15 protein-coding genes and 1 rRNA gene are annotated in these 17,141 nt (G+C 50.3%); 2 read left to right on the top strand and 14 right to left on the bottom strand.

Annotated elements, in window-relative coordinates:
* Nucleotides 1–9 precede the first annotated feature (9 nt).
* Genes VFT64_02400 through VFT64_02390 form a run of 3 tightly spaced genes read right to left on the bottom strand, consistent with a single transcriptional unit; the run spans nt 10 to nt 2,627 of the window.
* The gene (locus VFT64_02400) at nt 10–675 is read right to left on the bottom strand and encodes a hypothetical protein (GenBank protein HEU5046672.1); all 666 of its coding nucleotides are present in this window, start codon (nt 673–675) and stop codon (nt 10–12) included.
* Nucleotides 676–728: 53 nt separating this feature from the next.
* Nucleotides 729–1,820, bottom strand: coding sequence for an AI-2E family transporter (locus VFT64_02395; GenBank protein ID HEU5046671.1), 1,092 nt, complete (start codon nt 1,818–1,820; stop codon nt 729–731).
* A 60-nt stretch (nt 1,821–1,880) separates the two neighbouring features.
* Nucleotides 1,881–2,627: a Bax inhibitor-1/YccA family protein gene (locus VFT64_02390; protein ID HEU5046670.1), complete on the bottom strand. Its 747-nt coding sequence runs from the start codon at nt 2,625–2,627 to the stop codon at nt 1,881–1,883.
* A gap of 130 nt (nt 2,628–2,757) precedes the next feature.
* On the opposite strand from VFT64_02390, the gene VFT64_02385 reads away from it, so the two are divergent.
* Together VFT64_02385 and VFT64_02380 are read left to right on the top strand one after the other, a co-directional pair.
* The gene (locus VFT64_02385) at nt 2,758–3,327 is read left to right on the top strand and encodes a hypothetical protein (protein ID HEU5046669.1); all 570 of its coding nucleotides are present in this window, start codon (nt 2,758–2,760) and stop codon (nt 3,325–3,327) included.
* Between the two features lie 124 nt (nt 3,328–3,451).
* Nucleotides 3,452–4,393, top strand: a complete 942-nt coding sequence (locus VFT64_02380; protein ID HEU5046668.1) for a helix-turn-helix domain-containing GNAT family N-acetyltransferase — start codon at nt 3,452–3,454, stop codon at nt 4,391–4,393.
* 21 nt (nt 4,394–4,414) lie between these two features.
* Here the strand turns inward: VFT64_02380 and VFT64_02375 are convergent, their stop codons facing one another.
* From VFT64_02375 to VFT64_02325, 11 genes are all read right to left on the bottom strand, one after another.
* Complete coding sequence (locus VFT64_02375) at nt 4,415–4,699, bottom strand: hypothetical protein (protein HEU5046667.1); 285 nt, start codon at nt 4,697–4,699, stop codon at nt 4,415–4,417.
* Between the two features lie 49 nt (nt 4,700–4,748).
* Complete coding sequence (locus VFT64_02370; protein ID HEU5046666.1) at nt 4,749–5,141, bottom strand: hypothetical protein; 393 nt, start codon at nt 5,139–5,141, stop codon at nt 4,749–4,751.
* 190 nt (nt 5,142–5,331) lie between these two features.
* On the bottom strand, nt 5,332–6,759 hold the full coding sequence (gene atpD, locus VFT64_02365; protein ID HEU5046665.1) for a F0F1 ATP synthase subunit beta: 1,428 nt from the start codon (nt 6,757–6,759) through the stop codon (nt 5,332–5,334).
* Between the two features lie 23 nt (nt 6,760–6,782).
* Nucleotides 6,783–7,658, bottom strand: coding sequence for a F0F1 ATP synthase subunit gamma (locus VFT64_02360; GenBank protein HEU5046664.1), 876 nt, complete (start codon nt 7,656–7,658; stop codon nt 6,783–6,785).
* 36 nt (nt 7,659–7,694) lie between these two features.
* Complete coding sequence (gene atpA, locus VFT64_02355; GenBank protein HEU5046663.1) at nt 7,695–9,218, bottom strand: F0F1 ATP synthase subunit alpha; 1,524 nt, start codon at nt 9,216–9,218, stop codon at nt 7,695–7,697.
* A 156-nt stretch (nt 9,219–9,374) separates the two neighbouring features.
* On the bottom strand, nt 9,375–10,289 hold the full coding sequence (locus tag VFT64_02350; GenBank protein HEU5046662.1) for a response regulator: 915 nt from the start codon (nt 10,287–10,289) through the stop codon (nt 9,375–9,377).
* Nucleotides 10,286–11,752 carry an ATP-binding protein gene (locus VFT64_02345; GenBank protein ID HEU5046661.1) on the bottom strand — a complete coding sequence of 489 codons (1,467 nt, stop codon included), beginning with the start codon at nt 11,750–11,752 and terminating at the stop codon, nt 10,286–10,288. The genes VFT64_02350 and VFT64_02345 overlap by 4 nt, the downstream gene beginning before the upstream one ends.
* Before the next feature lie 325 nt (nt 11,753–12,077).
* Nucleotides 12,078–13,565: ribosomal RNA gene (locus VFT64_02340) — 16S ribosomal RNA — on the bottom strand.
* Nucleotides 13,566–14,052: 487 nt separating this feature from the next.
* The gene (locus VFT64_02335) at nt 14,053–15,840 is read right to left on the bottom strand and encodes a M3 family oligoendopeptidase (GenBank protein ID HEU5046660.1); all 1,788 of its coding nucleotides are present in this window, start codon (nt 15,838–15,840) and stop codon (nt 14,053–14,055) included.
* Between the two features lie 25 nt (nt 15,841–15,865).
* Nucleotides 15,866–16,054 (bottom strand): DUF4169 family protein, encoded by a 189-nt coding sequence (locus tag VFT64_02330; GenBank protein HEU5046659.1) that lies wholly within the window; start codon nt 16,052–16,054, stop codon nt 15,866–15,868.
* A gap of 60 nt (nt 16,055–16,114) precedes the next feature.
* Nucleotides 16,115–17,101 carry a hypothetical protein gene (locus VFT64_02325; protein ID HEU5046658.1) on the bottom strand — a complete coding sequence of 329 codons (987 nt, stop codon included), beginning with the start codon at nt 17,099–17,101 and terminating at the stop codon, nt 16,115–16,117.
* Nucleotides 17,102–17,141: the final 40 nt, after the last annotated feature.

The raw sequence follows: 17,141 nt of genomic DNA, 5'->3' as shown, positions 1-17,141 counted from the left end.
TATGATTATTCAGCTTTCCAGTATTTTCCTGACCAGCGGCACGGTGATTTCTTTCCTCATCTCCAGGCTGGCTTTCTCTATCTTCTCCACCTCCGCAATTACGCTACGCAGTGAGCGCTCCACACGTTTGAGCATATATTCCTGCACTTCCGCACTAACACGCAGCTGGCGATCGGCAAAGCATTTGGCAATGAACGTAGCGAGCGCTACATCATCCGGCGAATCTATAGCCGCTCCCGGCAGCGAAAGCAAGCGCGAGCATAAATCAGGCAATGTGAACGGCAGCCCTCTTACGGGCAGCGATGAGGTCAGCAGCAGCGCCTTGCCTTCCGTTTCCGCATGGCGCAGCAGGTGAAACAGCGCCTCCTCATCCTTAATCTGGGTAATATCCTCCAATAGGGCGGGCGCACGTCCCGGCCACAGCGTATCCGACGGCATCTGTCCCAGCAAAGCCTTGTCGAGCGTAATACCCCCTACCCGCTCGCGCCAGTATTGTGCGAGATGCGTTTTACCGCTGGCTTCGGGCCCGCTCAGCACCGCCGCTGCACTTTTGCCATCCGGCCAGCCGCGCAAGAACCGTGCGGCCTGCTCATTGAAGTCGGACACGATCAGATCTTCCACTGCATGGCTATCTGCGGAAGGCCAGCGGAATGCAAGCTGCAGCATGGTTGTCATCGGGCAAAGTTCCTCATGCCTTCAACATAATGGGATACATCGAATACGACCAGTTATTTGCTTAAATAAATCACGCTCTGCTTATAACGCTCAATGGCAAAGCGGGCGAGCACACCGATGACCGACGTCACCGGCACGGAGATCAGGACACCAACGAAACCGAACAATGCAGCGCCGGAAAGCATACCGAAGATAATCCATACCGGATGCAGCCCTACTTCGTTGCCCACGAGTTTGGGAGTAAGCATGCTACCTTCCAGAGCCATTCCAACCAGATATATCGCTGCGATTACGATCAGATGCGGATCAAGACCGAACTGGAATAATGCGACCGTCATGCTCAGTGTAAGGCAGATCATAATCCCTACAAAGGGTACGAACAGTAAAAAACCGGTCATAATACCCAGTCCGAGACCGAAATTCAGCCCAGCGGCAGTCAACATCAGGGCATAATAAGTGGCCATGATCAGGCAGACGTTCGTCTGGCCGCGGATGAAGCCAGATAAAGTGCGGTCGATCGCGCGTAACTGTTCGCGGATTACCCGTTCATGCTTACGGGGCAGCAGCGCATTGAAACGGGCGACGACCTGTTCCCAGTCGCGCAGCAGGTAAAACACCACGATTGGGGTAATGAACACCAGTGAAAGGACGTTCAGAAGCGCAAGGCTGGAACGCAGCAGATCGGACAACATGTTGCCCGCCCAGCCTGCCAACGTGCCGCCTACATTGCCGGCAGCGTCCTTAATTGCGCCTGCCTTGTCGGATTTCAGCGCCGCCACGTAATGGTTAATCTGGTGGCTGTATTTATCCTGCAGGTCTTTAATATAGTCCGGCAGTTGCTGCAACAGATTGGTCAACTGATGCGCAATGAGCGGCACGAGCACCACACCGAGCAGGATAGTCACCGAAAAGAATAGGATGGTAATCACCGCCGCCGCGCCGCTGCGCGAGCCTTTTGTCATCATCTGCAGGCGACGCACGGCAGGATTCAGGAAGTAAGCCGCCAGCATGCCAACCACAAACGGCAGCAATATGCTTTTAATCAGCGAGAGGAAGTAGAAAAACAGAATGATTCCGGCTGACCAGAAGATGAGCTGTATGCGGAATGTACTTTTGGAGTTTGCCGGCGAATTATTCATCGTCATGCATGATACCGGATAGGGGGAATCCCGCCGCCCGATCCGGGCAGGCGGCGGGACCAGTCTTTAGTCTCTGCGGTCGCCGAAGAAGCGCAGCAGCATAATGAACAGGTTGATGAAATCAAGGTACAGCGTCAGCGCGCCCATGATGGCGGTTTTACCTGCCGCTACAGCGCTGCCTGCAGTCTGGTAGTAGATCGCCTTAATCTTCTGCGTGTCATAAGCCGTGAGGCCTGTGAAGATAATGACGCCCAGAATGGAAATCGCCATCTGCAGCGGTGAGCTATGCATGAAGATATTTACGATGCTTGCCAGTACGATCCCCCACAGGCCCATCATCAGGAAGTGGCCCATGCCGGTCAGGTCACGTTTGCTGGAATAGCCCCAGAGGCTCATGGAGCCGAACAGGATCGCCGTGATAAAGAATACGCGCACGATGCTTGCGCCCGTATAAACGAAGAAGATGGAAGACAGTGAAAGTCCCATTACAGCGGCAAAGGCCCAGTAAGTTGCCTGCAGCGCTACCACACTAAGACTGTTCAGGCCTAAGCTCATCACCAGCACGAATGCCAGCGGGGCGAAAGTGACGAGCATACCGAGCCCGGTCATACCCATATGAGCGCCGTTCATCGTATAAAGTGCGTTTTTCAGCGGTTCATAATATGCGGCGGCGTAAGCCGTGAGCCCGGTCAGCGCCAGCGCGCTCGCCATGTAATTATAGATCGTCAGCATGTACGCGCGCAGCCCCATATCGTAGGATACGGCGCCTTCCCTGACGGAATAAGACATCGGATTGTTGTCGTTGTAGTTCATAAATTCCCTCCTTAAAAGGACAGCTTAAAACAAGCTGCATAATAATATAGTCCTTTAAATATGAGGTTTCAATAGATACCGTATAAATTATGTATATGTTAATATATTAGGAAATAAGAGGATCTTTAATATGCGCTGGCTCAATAAGCCAAAGAACGGTGAGTTCACTTTTTATTATACTTTTCTCATATTGATCTGCGTGTTGCCTTTTATTATTGCTTCGTGTTTGTGGAAGGTTGACCAAGGCTTTCTGGTATTTTTAGTGCCACTTTTATTGTTTGGCATTCCTATTCTAATCATTTATCTGATCGCCTATCTTATTATTCATATTATTCGTAGTCACTGGCAATCGGCGTTAGCAGTAATAGCTTCACCATTCTTGGTGATTGGCATTCTACTTCTGGCGGAAGCAGTCCAACTCCCCTATGTTACAGACTGGCTCCAATTTAAAATTAAAGAATCGTATTATCTTGAACGGATTTCCAAAATTCCCGTTGCATCCGGAATTCCCCGCACCCACTCTTTTCCTGAAGGTGGCTGGGGATTCGTGGGCACGGATAGTGGTGAGTATTCCATAGAATACGATGAGAGTGACAAGATCGCTTTGGCAAGCAAAACAAATCCCTGCGCCAATGTACGGCATATGAGCGGCCATTTTTACCTTCTGGCCATTGACACTGCTTGCTATTCGCAGCCATAGGACGACTGTCCTTTTATTTGATTGATCGCACTGCCTTTCACAACTCGTATCATTTTATTATTGACATGAAAGTTGATATAATCAATCAATATTAATTGACTTAATCAATTATATGTAAGAATTTATGCAACCTGCTCCCCTCCTCATCTCGGACGATGTTGCCGCCTTCCGGCATTTCAACCGTACCTATACACGCCTGATCGGCACGCTGGATGAAAAGCTGCTGCAGACAAAATACAGTCTTTCGGAAGCGCGTGTGCTGTATGAACTGGCGAACCGGGAAAGGCCCACCGCCAAAGAAATCGCCGCCGCACTGGATATGGACGCCGGTTACATGAGCCGCACCATCAGCAAATTCGAGCAGGCCGGACTTATTAAACGTAAAACATCCGCTGAAGATAGCCGCTTTTCTGAACTGCATATCACCCGTAAAGGCAGAGCCGAATTTGCAAAACTGAATGATAACTCTGAAAAGCATGCAGCCGCTATGCTGGAGAATATATCGCATCCACAGCGCAGAGAGTTGATTGGCGCAATGAAGACCATTGAAAATATTATGTTGCCACACGAAGCCTCTTCTCAGGCTTTCATGCTGCGCCCGCCCTATCCAGGCGATATGGGGTTAGTGGTTCAACGGGAAGCCAATGTTTATGCAACTGAATACGGATGGGATGGCACCTTCGAGCATCTTGTTCTGGGCATTGTGATAGACTTCACCCGTAATTTTAATCCCAAACGCGAGTGCTGCTGGATAGCGGAGCGAAACAGGCAGCACGCAGGCCATGTTTTCCTGACGCAGCATCCTGATGATCAGGATACGGCCAGGATTCGCTTATTAATGGTGGAACGCGAAGCACGCGGAGCCGGCATCGGCCATGCGCTTGTTAATGAATGTATCAGGTTTGCACGCGCCTGCGGGTACCGGAGGATTACATTATGGACGCAGAGCATCCTGACTGCTGCACATCATATCTATAACAAGGCCGGTTTTAAGCTCATAAGACAGGAACCTCACCAAAGCTTTGGAAAGAATCTGGTGGGGCAAACCTGGGAATTAATGTTGTAGGCTTTATCAATCGCTTCTCAATTATCCAAGTCGCGGACTACCGCCTCCAACAGACGGCGGTTTAGGCATAGGTGTGGGTACCTGCACTTTATCAACATTCTGAACTTCCACCTTCGCAGCAGGTTCGTCACCAGTCGTTGAACTTCTCATCTCACTTACCACCTTCGATAATTTCTCAGGGGAAACCATTCCTGTGGACGTACCCTGCTCCTGTCCTGCCGCGCGCTCTGCTTGCGCCGCCGCACGTTCCAGTTCTTTCTGCTTTAATAGCACTTCCGCATATTCTTTACGACCAATGGCGTTCATCGCTTCCGCATCAATGCCAACCGTGCAAAAATAGCTTGTGCCATCTATATCATTTTTTTACCTCGATAACACGCAACGGCTTCCCGTTCAGGTATTTTTCACTGACGATTGCGGCACGCTTTTCACATCGTTCCCGCATTGCCTGTTTGCCCTCCAGCGTTATACCGTCGGGGATCCGCAACAGTGAAGATTCCTCACTTCCTATCAGATTACGCGATTCCTCGTCTAAAGGAACGCCCGGTTTATCATCCAGTTTACCGAATGTACTGATAACAGCATCAAGCTTTTTCTCAACAGGAAGACCGGGGGTTTCTAAATAGGTATTCAGCTGATCCAGCTTACTTTTTAGTTCTTTATCCTTCTCCACGATTGCACACATATCGGCATAGGATAATTCATCCTCTTCACCGCAGATAAATCGATTTGTTTGCAATGTTTGCATACTACCGCCAGCTAGATTGTAATTTTATAAGATTATCAAGTTTTAGCAGCTAATGCGATGCGGAAATACCTATGTCATCAAAACTTCATAATTTAACCACAAACATGCCGCTAGAATTGCAAAACAATTGATTTATAATATAAAAAAAGGGGAGCATTGCTCCCCTTTTCATTAAAACATAACGTTTAGTTTAAGCCGCTTCGAGCGCGAGCTTACGGGCTTTCTCTATAGCTTCGTCGATCGAACCAACCATGTAGAAGGCGGATTCCGGTAGATCGTCATACTTACCGTCAACGATAGCGCGGAAGCCTTTAATGGTGTCTTCGAGCTTCACAAGCTTACCCGGCGAACCGGTGAAGATTTCAGCTACGTGGAACGGCTGCGACAGGAAGCGCTGGATCTTACGGGCGCGAGCCACGATCAGCTTATCTTCTTCCGACAATTCGTCCATACCGAGAATCGCGATGATATCCTGCAGCGATTTGTAGGTCTGCAGTACTTTCTGTACGTCACGAGCGCATTCATAGTGTTCTTTGCCGATAATCTGCGGGTCGAGCATGCGCGACGTGGAGTCGAGCGGGTCAACTGCCGGGTAAATACCCAATTCGGCAATCTGACGCGAAAGTACGGTGGTTGCGTCCAAATGCGCGAACGAGGTCGCCGGAGCCGGGTCGGTCAAGTCGTCGGCAGGTACGTAAATCGCCTGTACGGACGTAATCGAACCTTTCTTCGTAGAGGTAATGCGTTCCTGCATTGCGCCCATATCGGTTGCAAGCGTCGGCTGGTAACCTACCGCGGACGGAATACGTCCGAGCAGTGCGGATACTTCGGAACCGGCCTGCGTGAAACGGAATACGTTGTCGACGAAGAACAGTACGTCCTGGCCTTCTTCGTCACGGAAATATTCAGCGAGCGTGAGACCCGTCAGACCGACGCGGGCACGTGCGCCCGGGGGTTCGTTCATCTGGCCGTAAACAAGCGCCACTTTGGACTTGGTCTGGTCTTCGAGGTTGATAACGTTGGACTCGATCATTTCGTGGTAAAGGTCGTTACCTTCACGGGTACGTTCACCTACGCCTGCAAATACGGAGAAACCACCGTGCGCTTTCGCGATGTTGTTGATCAATTCCATGATGAGTACGGTTTTGCCTACACCTGCACCACCGAACAGACCGATCTTACCACCTTTAGCGTACGGTGCGAGAAGGTCGATTACTTTAATGCCGGTAACGAGGATTTCGTTTTCCGTGGACTGGTCCGTGAATTCCGGAGCCGGAGCATGGATAGCAGCTTTTTTCTTGCTCTTCAGCGGTCCGCGTTCGTCGATCGGTTCGCCGATGACGTTGATGATACGGCCGAGCGTTTCCGGACCTACAGGAACCGAGATCGGTGCGCCGGTGTCCGTGACTTCCTGACCGCGCACAAGACCGTCGGTCGAGTCCATTGCGATGGTACGAACTTCGCCTTCGCCCAGATGCTGCGCTACTTCAAGCACGAGCGTCTTGCCGTCGTTCTGCGTGTGCAGCGCGCTCAGAATAGCCGGAAGATGGCCGCTTTCAAACTTCACGTCCACGACCGCCGCGATAACCTGCGTGATTATACCCACATTTTTAGCCATTTCACCCTCTCCTTCTTATCCTTTTAAAGCGCTTCCGCACCCGAAATAATTTCAATCAGTTCCTTCGTAATTGTCGCCTGGCGCGTACGGTTGTAGCGCAGTGTCAGCTTGCCGATCATTTCACCTGCGTTACGCGTTGCGTTATCCATCGCTGTCATACGCGCGCCCTGTTCGGAAGCTGCGTTTTCCAGCAATGCGCTGTATATCTGCACAGTAATATTGCGCGGCAGAAGATCCGGCAGAATTGCGTCTTCTTCCGGTTCGAATTCATACAGTAGATTACCTGCAGTTTCGGAGTTTTCCGGAGCTTCCAGCGGAATGATCTGCTGGAACGTAACGACCTGTGAAATAGCGGATTTGAAGTGATTGAACACAATATGCACCGCATCGATAGTGCCGGTCTCAAACTGCTTCATTACAGCACGGGCCACATGTTCTGCATCGGTATAACCGATCTGCTTGCGGCCGATATCCGTCAGACGGCCCACAATCACATGACCAAAATCCGCTTTCAGTAATTCGTACGCTTTCTTGCCTACACAGAAGAGTTTCACTTCTTTGCCGGCGCGGCGCAGCTCTGCCACTTTCTTTTTCGTAGCACGTGTAATGGAGCTATTGAACGCACCGCACAAACCACGGTCAGACGTCATGACTACGATCAGATGCGTATCAAGCTTTCCCGTGCCGCTCATCAACGGATTGTTACTGGACTTCGCCGACTGGCTTGCAGCAACGGATGCCACCACAGCCGCCATCTTTTCCGCATACGGACGGGCCGCTTCGGCACGCTCTTTAGCGCGGCGGAGCTTCGCCGCAGAGACCATCTTCATCGCCTTGGTGATCTTCTGCGTCGATTTGACCGACTTAATGCGGTTTTTTAAATCCTTCAAACTAGGCATGAATGTTCCTTAAAACTGACCTGCTGAAAACCGGCATTAGAACTTTTTGAGCACTTCTTCGATCATCGCCTTCATTTTGGCTTCGATCTCGTCCGTGAGCTTCTGTTCCTTCAGGATGCTGGCAAGCAGCGTCTTCTCAGAACGTGCTGTCGCAAGCAATGCTGCTTCGAACGCGCCGATCTTGTTCACCGGGAGCCTGTCGAGATAGCCTTTTACGCCCGAGTAGATCACGAGCACTTCTTCTTCCGTCTGCAGCGGCGAATATTGCGCCTGCTTCAGGAGTTCGGTCAGGCGCTGGCCGCGAGCGAGCAGCTTCTGGGTCGCCGGATCGAGGTCCGAACCAAACTGCGCGAATGCTTCCATTTCACGGAACTGCGCGAGGTCGAGCTTAATCGTACCTGCAACCTGCTTCATCGCCTTGATCTGCGCGGCAGAACCTACGCGGGATACGGAGAGACCGACGTTTACAGCCGGGCGAACGCCTTTGTAGAACAATTCGGTTTCGAGGAAGATCTGACCGTCGGTGATGGAGATCACGTTGGTCGGAATATAAGCAGAAACGTCACCTGCCTGGGTTTCGATCACCGGCAATGCGGTGAGCGAGCCTGCGCCTTTATCGTCGGACATCTTAGCAGCGCGTTCGAGCAGGCGTGAATGAACGTAGAATACGTCACCCGGGTAAGCTTCACGGCCCGGCGGACGGCGCAGCAGCAGGGACATCTGACGGTAAGCCACAGCCTGCTTGGAGAGATCGTCATAAATGATGAGAGCATGCATGCCATTGTCGCGGAAGAATTCGCCCATCGCGCAGCCCGTATAGGGAGCGAGATACTGCAGCGGAGCCGGTTCGGACGCCGTAGCAGCTACAACGATGGAGTATTCCAGCGCGCCGGTTTCTTCGAGGCGCTTTACAACCTGCGCAACGGTGGAACGCTTCTGGCCGACGCAGACATAGATGCAGTACAGCTTCTTGCTTTCGTCGGTGCCTGCGTTAGCAGCTTTCTGGTTCAGGATGGTGTCAACCGCGATCGCCGTTTTACCGGTCTGACGGTCACCAATGATAAGTTCGCGCTGGCCACGACCGATCGGAATCAGCGAGTCGATCGCTTTGATGCCCGTGGACATCGGCTCATGTACGGATTTACGATATACGATACCCGGAGCTTTTACTTCCACGCGTGAACGCTTCACATCTTTCAGCGGGCCTTTGCCGTCGATCGGGTTGCCGAGCGCATCCACCACGCGACCAAGCAGGCCTTTGCCTACCGGAACGTCTACGATGTCACCGGTACGCTTTACCGTGTCGCCTTCTTTCACGCCCTGGTCGCTGCCGAAAATAACCACACCGACATTGTCTGCCGCGAGGTTCAACGCCATACCTTTTACGCCGCCGGGAAATTCGACCATTTCCCCTGCCTGCACGTTTTCGAGGCCGTATACGGTGGCAATACCGTCACCGACCGCAACCACCTGGCCAGTTTCCGCCAGCTCAGCACCAGCATCGAACGATGCGATCTGCTTCTTCAGAATGCTTGATATTTCCGACGGACGAATTTCCATGCCTCAGCTCCTAAAATCTTATTTTTCCGGGTTGTATTTCACACAGGCGCACCTGTTAGCATACGAGCCTTGAAAGCGCAAGCACTAGTTCTCGTGATCCGGCAAAGAATAGCGGAGCGCGCGGGTTTGAGGCAGATAAGTTCTTTAGGAAACGGTCTAATTATCGATCTTGCAGGTCACTTCCGTGCCTTTTTCATTATAATGCAGACCGCCCAGCAATTTCGCAGCAATGGCCATGCCCCGGCCATTGGGCATATTAAGCCTCAGATTCATATCAGGAATCATGTACTGGCGCCAGTTAAACCCATTCCCGGCATTCACAATCGTCACATGCATTTCCAGCAGCTGGTTCTGCACATGGACCTTCACAGAGCGATTCTGGTACTTTTCCTGGGAAAGCCTGATCGCAATCTCTTGATTATACGTATTATTTACAAGGCATTCGTGCTTTTTCTGGTAGCCGATCTCAAGATTGCCGTGCTCAATAGCATTAAACAGCAATTCCATTAACCCGCGCGCTACATAAGAAGGCGTCCGACTACTCTGTGCGATAAATGCCGCCAGCACACGCGCTTCCGCAAACGTATGGATGTGGAATTCCCCTTCATGTATCAATTTAACCAGCTTTTTTTGCTCTGCAGCAGATCGGGAAACCACTTCCTCAAACAGGCTGCATTCATTCTCGGCCGACTTCAGAATCGCCATGAGCGTTTCGGGCGTAAAGGGCTTCGTCAGATAGTAATAGGCTCCGTGTTCCAGGCCCTCCTGCATCTGCTTCAGCCCGACATCCCCGGTCTGGATGATCACAGGTATATGTTTCAGCGCATTATTCTGTTTTACCTTATTCAGGAATTCGATACCGCTGATTTTGGGCATCATCTTATCTATGACAGCGATTTGCACGCTACGCGGATTTTCCGAAAGATAATGCAGCGCCTCCTCACTCGACATGAAGCACTTGGATTCGTAGCCCGCACGCTCTATCGCTTTTTCGAGAATGATGAGATTGGCTTCATCGTCGTCCAGCGCAAGTATGGTGCGCTTGGGCTTGGGTAGCACTGCGTTCATCATATTTCCGTCTCCTGAGTTTCCTCATTTTGCCTGCGCAGAATGAATGCGACGCAAGCCCCTTCGCTTCCCGCATTATTTTCCGCCCATATCTTTCCACGATGCATCTCGATGATTTTCTTGCAGATAGCCAGCCCCAATCCTGTTCCGCCCGTTCCCGTATTCGTACGGCTGCTCTGCCTGAAGGATTCGAAAATAGCGTCCTTTTCCCCTTCGGGAATACCAATCCCCTGATCTACGACGGAGAGCATTGCCATATTGCTGATCACCTGCGTGCGCACCACAATTTTTTTATCCGGCGGGGTAAACTTAATCGCATTGGAAAGCAGATTGGTGATAACCTGCTCGATCTTGGCATGGTCGCATATAACAGGGACAGGCTCTTTGTGCTGCTCGATATGGAGCATGAGCTTTTTTTCCTTGATCAGCGGCGCAACCACTTCACAGGCATGCGACGCTAGCTCACGCAGATCTGCGCGATGCATCACAAAGGTCTGGCTTCCTTTCTCCAACTGGGCGAAATCCAGTACCTCATTAACCAGATTGCCCAGACGTTCCGACCCCTTGTAAATCTGCTCGAAGTAGCGGCGTATTTCATGATTCATTTCATCCGTGCATTCGCTCAGGCCATAGGATGAGAAACTTAAGATCGCATGCAGCGGTGTACGGAATTCGTGTGACATGTTACGCAGGAATTCGGACTTGGCTTCACTCGCCTCTTCCGCGCGCCTTTTTGCCTCCAGCAGCTCACCGGTGCGCAGCGCTATTTTTTCTTCCAGTTTTTCATTTGCGCTTGCAAGCGCCTTGTCACGGCGCAGTACTTCCCCAAGCATTTCATTAAATGCGGAAGCCAGGATGCCGATTTCGCCAGTATAGCCGCTTTTGGCCTCCAGTTTATAATTTTTACTCTCTGTGATGGTCTGAATGGTTTCCGTCAGTTCCTGGATGGGGCCGGAGAATATGCGGCTGAAATGAAATGTCGCCAGCAGCACAAACAGCAATGTTATTGTTGTTACAGCACAGCTTATCTGAGTTATTTTCACTACATAGCTATGAATTTCTCTTGTATCGCTGACGACATAGATACTGCCCAGAAACATTCCGTTATGGCGGATTTCATCGCGCACGGTAATCAGGCCCGGTATGGTCTGCGGTAATTTTACAAACTGCGGCAGGCAGTATTGCTCTTCTTTCCCTGCTTTTTCCGGGCGGTATTTCCCAAAAAGCAGACCGAATTCGTTATAAATACAGACTGCGCGGATGGAAGGGCTGAAATTATAGATTTCTAGGTTATTTTGAATACTATCCTGCGTGCCGAATGCGAGCGCCGCTGAATTTCTGTCGCCAGCGATCTTGGCAATCAGCGCTACCGATTCAATTTTACTTTTGCGCATGTCGTAAATCAGAAAAAGCGTCACCGAGGCCACAGCGACAGCCACCGCTATGACGCTAATAAAGATCGTCATCAGAGTCAGTTTACGCCTTATCGACAACCCCTGCCTCCTGAGCTTCCAACTAATTTACGGGAATAAAAACAGAAAGGGCAACTTTAAATTGTACACGCGAGAGGTTAATTATGGGTTAATTTCCATAGATTTAAAGTAAAAAGTTCACCGAAACGTCTTTTTTCCCTCTCCCGGACAACAAAAAAGCCCCCGTGTTTCCACAGAGGCTTTTTCGCGTTGTTTAAAAGTGAAGAGCATTTAGGCACAGGTGACGACGTAGCAGATGTGTAAGATAAAAGAAATAAACGACAGATAATTCTGTAACGTTAATACTTCTTTTCCTTAGAAAGGAGGTAATCCAGCCGCAGGTTCCCCTACGGCTACCTTGTTACGACTTCACCCCAGTCATTGACCCTACCGTGGTTGCCTGCCTCCTTGCGGTTAGCACAGCAGCTTAAGGTAGAACCAACTTCCATGGTGTGACGGGCGGTGTGTACAAGACCCGGGAACGTATTCACCGTAGCGTGCTGATCTACGATTACTAGCGATTCCAGCTTCATGCACTCGAGTTGCAGAGTGCAATCTGAACTGAGACGGTTTTTTGAGATTAGCATACCCTCGCGGGTTAGCTGCCCACTGTAACCGCCATTGTAGCACGTGTGTAGCCCAGGCCGTAAGGGCCATGAAGACTTGACGTCATCCCCACCTTCCTCCGGCTTATCACCGGCAGTTTCCTTAGAGTTCCCAGCTTAACCTGTTGGCAACTAAGGATGAGGGTTGCGCTCGTTGCGGGACTTAACCCAACATCTCACGACACGAGCTGACGACAGCCATGCAGCACCTGTGAATAGCCAGCCGAACTGAAGGATCCCCTTTCAGGGAACCATACTATCCATGTCAAGGCCTGGTAAGGTTCTTCGCGTTGCCTCGAATTAAACCACATGCTCCACCGCTTGTGCGGGTCCCCGTCAATTCCTTTGAGTTTTAATCTTGCGACCGTACTCCCCAGGCGGAATGCTTAATGCGTTAGCTGCACCACTGAACCCTACGGGCCCAACGGCTAGCATTCATCGTTTACGGCGTGGACTACCAGGGTATCTAATCCTGTTTGATCCCCACGCTTTCGCGCCTCAGCGTCAGTTGTGTGCCAGATAGCCGCCTTCGCCACCGGTGTTCCTCCTAATATCTACGAATTTCACCTCTACATTAGGAATTCCGCTATCCCCTCACACACTCCAGCTATACAGTTTCAAAGGCAGTTCCGGAGTTAAGCTCCGGGATTTCACCCCTGACTTGTATAACCGCCTACGCGCTCTTTACGCCCAGTAATTCCGAACAACGCTAGCACCCTTCGTATTACCGCGGCTGCTGGCACGAAGTTAGCCGGTGCTTATTCTTCAGGTACCGTCATTATCTTCCCTGACAAAAGAGCTTTACAACCCTAAGGCCTTCATCACTCACGCGGCATGGCTGGATCAGGCTTTCGCCCATTGTCCAATATTCCCCACTGCTGCCTCCCGTAGGAGTCTGGACCGTGTCTCAGTTCCAGTGTGGCTGATCATCCTCTCAGACCAGCTACAGATCATCGCCTTGGTAGGCCATTACCCCACCAACTAGCTAATCTGACGCGGGCCAATCTTAGAGCGATAAATCTTTCCCCCGGAGGGAATATCGAGTATTAGCAGCAGTTTCCCGCTGTTATTCCCGACTCTAAGGTATGTTCCCACGCGTTACTCACCCGTGCGCCACTGCTGTATTGCTACAACCGTTCGACTTGCATGTGTTAAGCCTGCCGCCAGCGTTCGTTCTGAGCCAGGATCAAACTCTCAAGTTTTGATCCGTGCTTTAGTCTAACTAAAGCGAATTGATTGACTCGCACGCTGTCACATTATCCCGTCATTACAACTAAGGATAATTGCGACCACGTTATTACTTAATAATTACATGGTTTAGCACAAATAACAGCGTACGTTAAAATTCTACTTACGCCATCACCTGCGCTTAAATGCTCATTTTCACTTTGTAAAACATCAGAGAGTTTTTCGTCTTTTTTCTCTCGTCCGCCTCATCAGCGGGAGGCCATATGTATGGGATTAGGGGGGGAGAGTCAACAACAAAAAACATCTTTGTTTAATATTTTTTTAACCAATTGTTTTTATGAGTTTTTTATATTCATCTTTCGATGTTTTATATTTGGGCCGTATATAAATTATGCTTCTGCTGATCATTAATCAAAAAATATGGCCTTATACTCTCCCTTCTTTTCTCTGATTGGGGACTATAAAAGCAATAAGGGGAAGTTTCCTTCCCCTTATAAAGCCCTACATCCCTTCCAGTTCATCAATGAGACCGGCGATTACATCCAGTCCTCCCTGCCAGAAGGAAGGTTTTGAGGCATCCAGCCCGAACGGTGCTAGCAGTTCCTTGTGGCGGTAGCGGCCGCCGGACTCCAGCATCTTAATATATTTCTGCTCGAAATCCTTCGCTTTGCCCCTGCTCTGTTCTTTCTGGTAGGCTGAATAGAGCGAATTCACGAGGCAATCGCCGAACGCATAGGCATAGACATAGAACGGCGTGTGAATGAAATGCGGAATATAAGCCCAGAAATGGCGGCATTCCGACGTCACCTTCACATGCTTGCCCAGTGCCTCCGTCTGTACGTCCACCCAGACCTGCCCGATCTGCTCGCTTGTCAGCTCGCCCTTGCGGCGTTCGTCATGCACGCGTACTTCAAATTCACACATCGCGATCTGGCGCACGACGGTCGCGAGCATATCTTCCACCTTGCCTGCAAGAATAGATTTGCGTCGCGCGGCGTTTTTCTCACGTGCGAGCATTTCACGGAACGCAAGCTGTTCGCCGAAGACGGAAGCCGTTTCCGCCAGCGTCAGCGGTGTATCCGACAGCAGCGCCCCCTGTTTTGCGGACAGGCATTGGTGCACGCCATGCCCAAGCTCATGCGCAAGCGTCATCACATCACGCGCCTTGCCCTGGAAGTTTACCAGCAGATAGGGGTGCACAGACGGTACACAAGGGTGTGCGAACGCACCCGGAGCTTTGCCGGGGCGCACTTCGGCATCGATCCAGTTTTTCTCGAAGAACTGTTTGCCGGTTTTGGCAAGCGTCGGTGAAAAAGCGGCATAGGCGGAAAGCACGAGCTCCCTCGCCTCGTCCCAGCTATATTTACGCTCAGGTACTTTCGGCAGCGGTGCCGCACGATCCCAGTAAGCCAGTTGCTTCTTGCCGAGCCAACCTGCTTTCATCTTATAATAACGATGCGTGAGATTTTTATAATTGGCGCGCACGGAGGTCATGAGCGCATCTACTACTTCGTCTTCCACCTGATTGGCGATATTGCGCGATGAGATGGGACGCTTGAAACCGCGCCATTTATCCTCGATCTCTTTATCCTTGGCGAGCGTGTTCGTAATCAGCGCGAAGGTCTTGATGTTCTTTGCCAGCACATCCCCCACAGCCAGCGCCGCCTCTTTGCGTTTTTTCTCGTCGCTGTCGGACATCAGATGCAAAGCTTCTTCCAGCACGAGCGGTTTCTTGTTTACCGGAAAACGCAGCTCACCGATTACTTCGTCAAAATGCCGCGACCATGCCGCCGCTCCTGCCACCTGCTTTTCATGCAGCAGTTTTTCGATCTCGTCAGAAAGCTGGTAAGGTTTCAACACCCGGAGCTCACGCAGCCATGGCGCGTAATGCGCGAATTCAGGCGCATTCAGCAGCTTCTTCGCCTGCGCATCGCTTAATTTATTAACCGATAGCGTGAAGAATAAAAGTTCAGACGTGATATTCGTCAGTGTTTCCTGGATATTCTGGTAGAATTGCGCGTTCTCCGGTTTGCTCATATCGCCCGCATAGAGCAGCGACGCATAGCTACCAAGTTTGCCAAGTAGCTCGCTCAGTGCTTCATACTGTTTCACAGCTTCGGTGAATTCCTTTGGCTCCAGCTTCGCCACCCTGCCCGCATATTCCTTGGCAAACTTCTCCGCCATTGCCTGTGCGCGCTTTATGTCTTTTCCTACAGCAGGCGATTGCAGGCTATCGTAAAAATCCTTCAGGTTCCATTGCGGCAATGCGGTCTTGGCTTGCTTAGTCATGTCGTCTCCTTGTTACAGATTTGTATTATTCGTTTTCTTCCGGTTTCAGCCTGTGCCGGTCGAGATGCTGCTCGGCCAGCTTGGTTTTGAGCTTTTCTTTGTTCTTTTCTTCCTTGGTACGCCCGAATTTAATACGGTTCTGCGAAGCTTTCCGCTCCTTTTCCGTATGCGCCTTTGCTTTGCGCTTCTGATTCAGGTTGATCACTTCTGTCATTACGGGTCTCTAAAGAATGGGTTCGTTAATATAACCTAATATAGCCTATGCACCAAGCATCTATCGAATTCTATTAGCAGATGAACTATTTCGCACATAAACTGTCCATGTTCTTTCATCTGGCACACACCGTCGCATCAGGTTTGTCAGATAGGGAAGCATATCTACCGGTGGTCCTTGCCTGCTCACTGCATACTGCAATGTTTTGCGCACCATCTCTACTCCTCCCGGATAAGTAGCATCGTTTGGATGCACGTAATACACCAATTTATGGCCCGGTACGCCATGCTTTTCGGGATCATGCGGCAATAGCTCTGTTTTTCGGCTTTCTTTATTGTAACGCGGTGCAATCGCTCCTTCAGGCTTGATAGGAATGGAAACTTGCACGCGGTTTGTAGATATGGGGCGAACTACAATTTCATCTGACAGCCCTTTTCCATGCAACAGTTGTTGGTATTTACCCACGGCAGCATTAAGGGTGCTACCTATTGTGTCCTGCTGGCTATCAAAACGCACAGTCGTGAAGTTCGGCTCTGCCATAGTTCCCGGTTGTTCAGTGCTAACACCTGATATGTTAATCACCATAACATTCTGCAACATTTTATTTATATCTTCATCAGAGAATAAACTGTCCCGTAACTTTTTTACCAATACTCTCCGGGTCATTTCTATAAACGAAGCGCCATAACTATATCCCACTAGCGTAATCTGTTTTTGATCATGTATCATAGGAAGAAGATATTGCTCTACAAATGCCTGCGCTTCCTCATTGCTATAATTTACATCGGCATTCGTATTCTTCAATGATCGCTCGTTATCTCTCGCTCTATTATAAGCCACGGCAAAGATATTTGCTGCACCACTTTTATCTTCCAACGCCCCTTCTAAATAGCCCAGATTCTCTTTAAGATAATGCGTTTTACGTCCTGTCACCAGCACTCCAGGAAACCAAAATAGCACGTTATTCTGAGATATGACTTTTTCCTGAGTAGCTTGTGTAATTGTATAATCACCCTCAGGCTTCGCCTCTCGTTGATAGACTTTCATATTGGCATTCTTCTCCTTACTTAATTAATGCCACCAGATT

This window comes from Rickettsiales bacterium (assembly GCA_035765535.1).
Classification (GTDB): domain Bacteria; phylum Pseudomonadota; class Alphaproteobacteria; order Rickettsiales; family JABCZZ01; genus JABCZZ01.
This window is presented reverse-complemented; position numbering and strand designations above follow the sequence as displayed.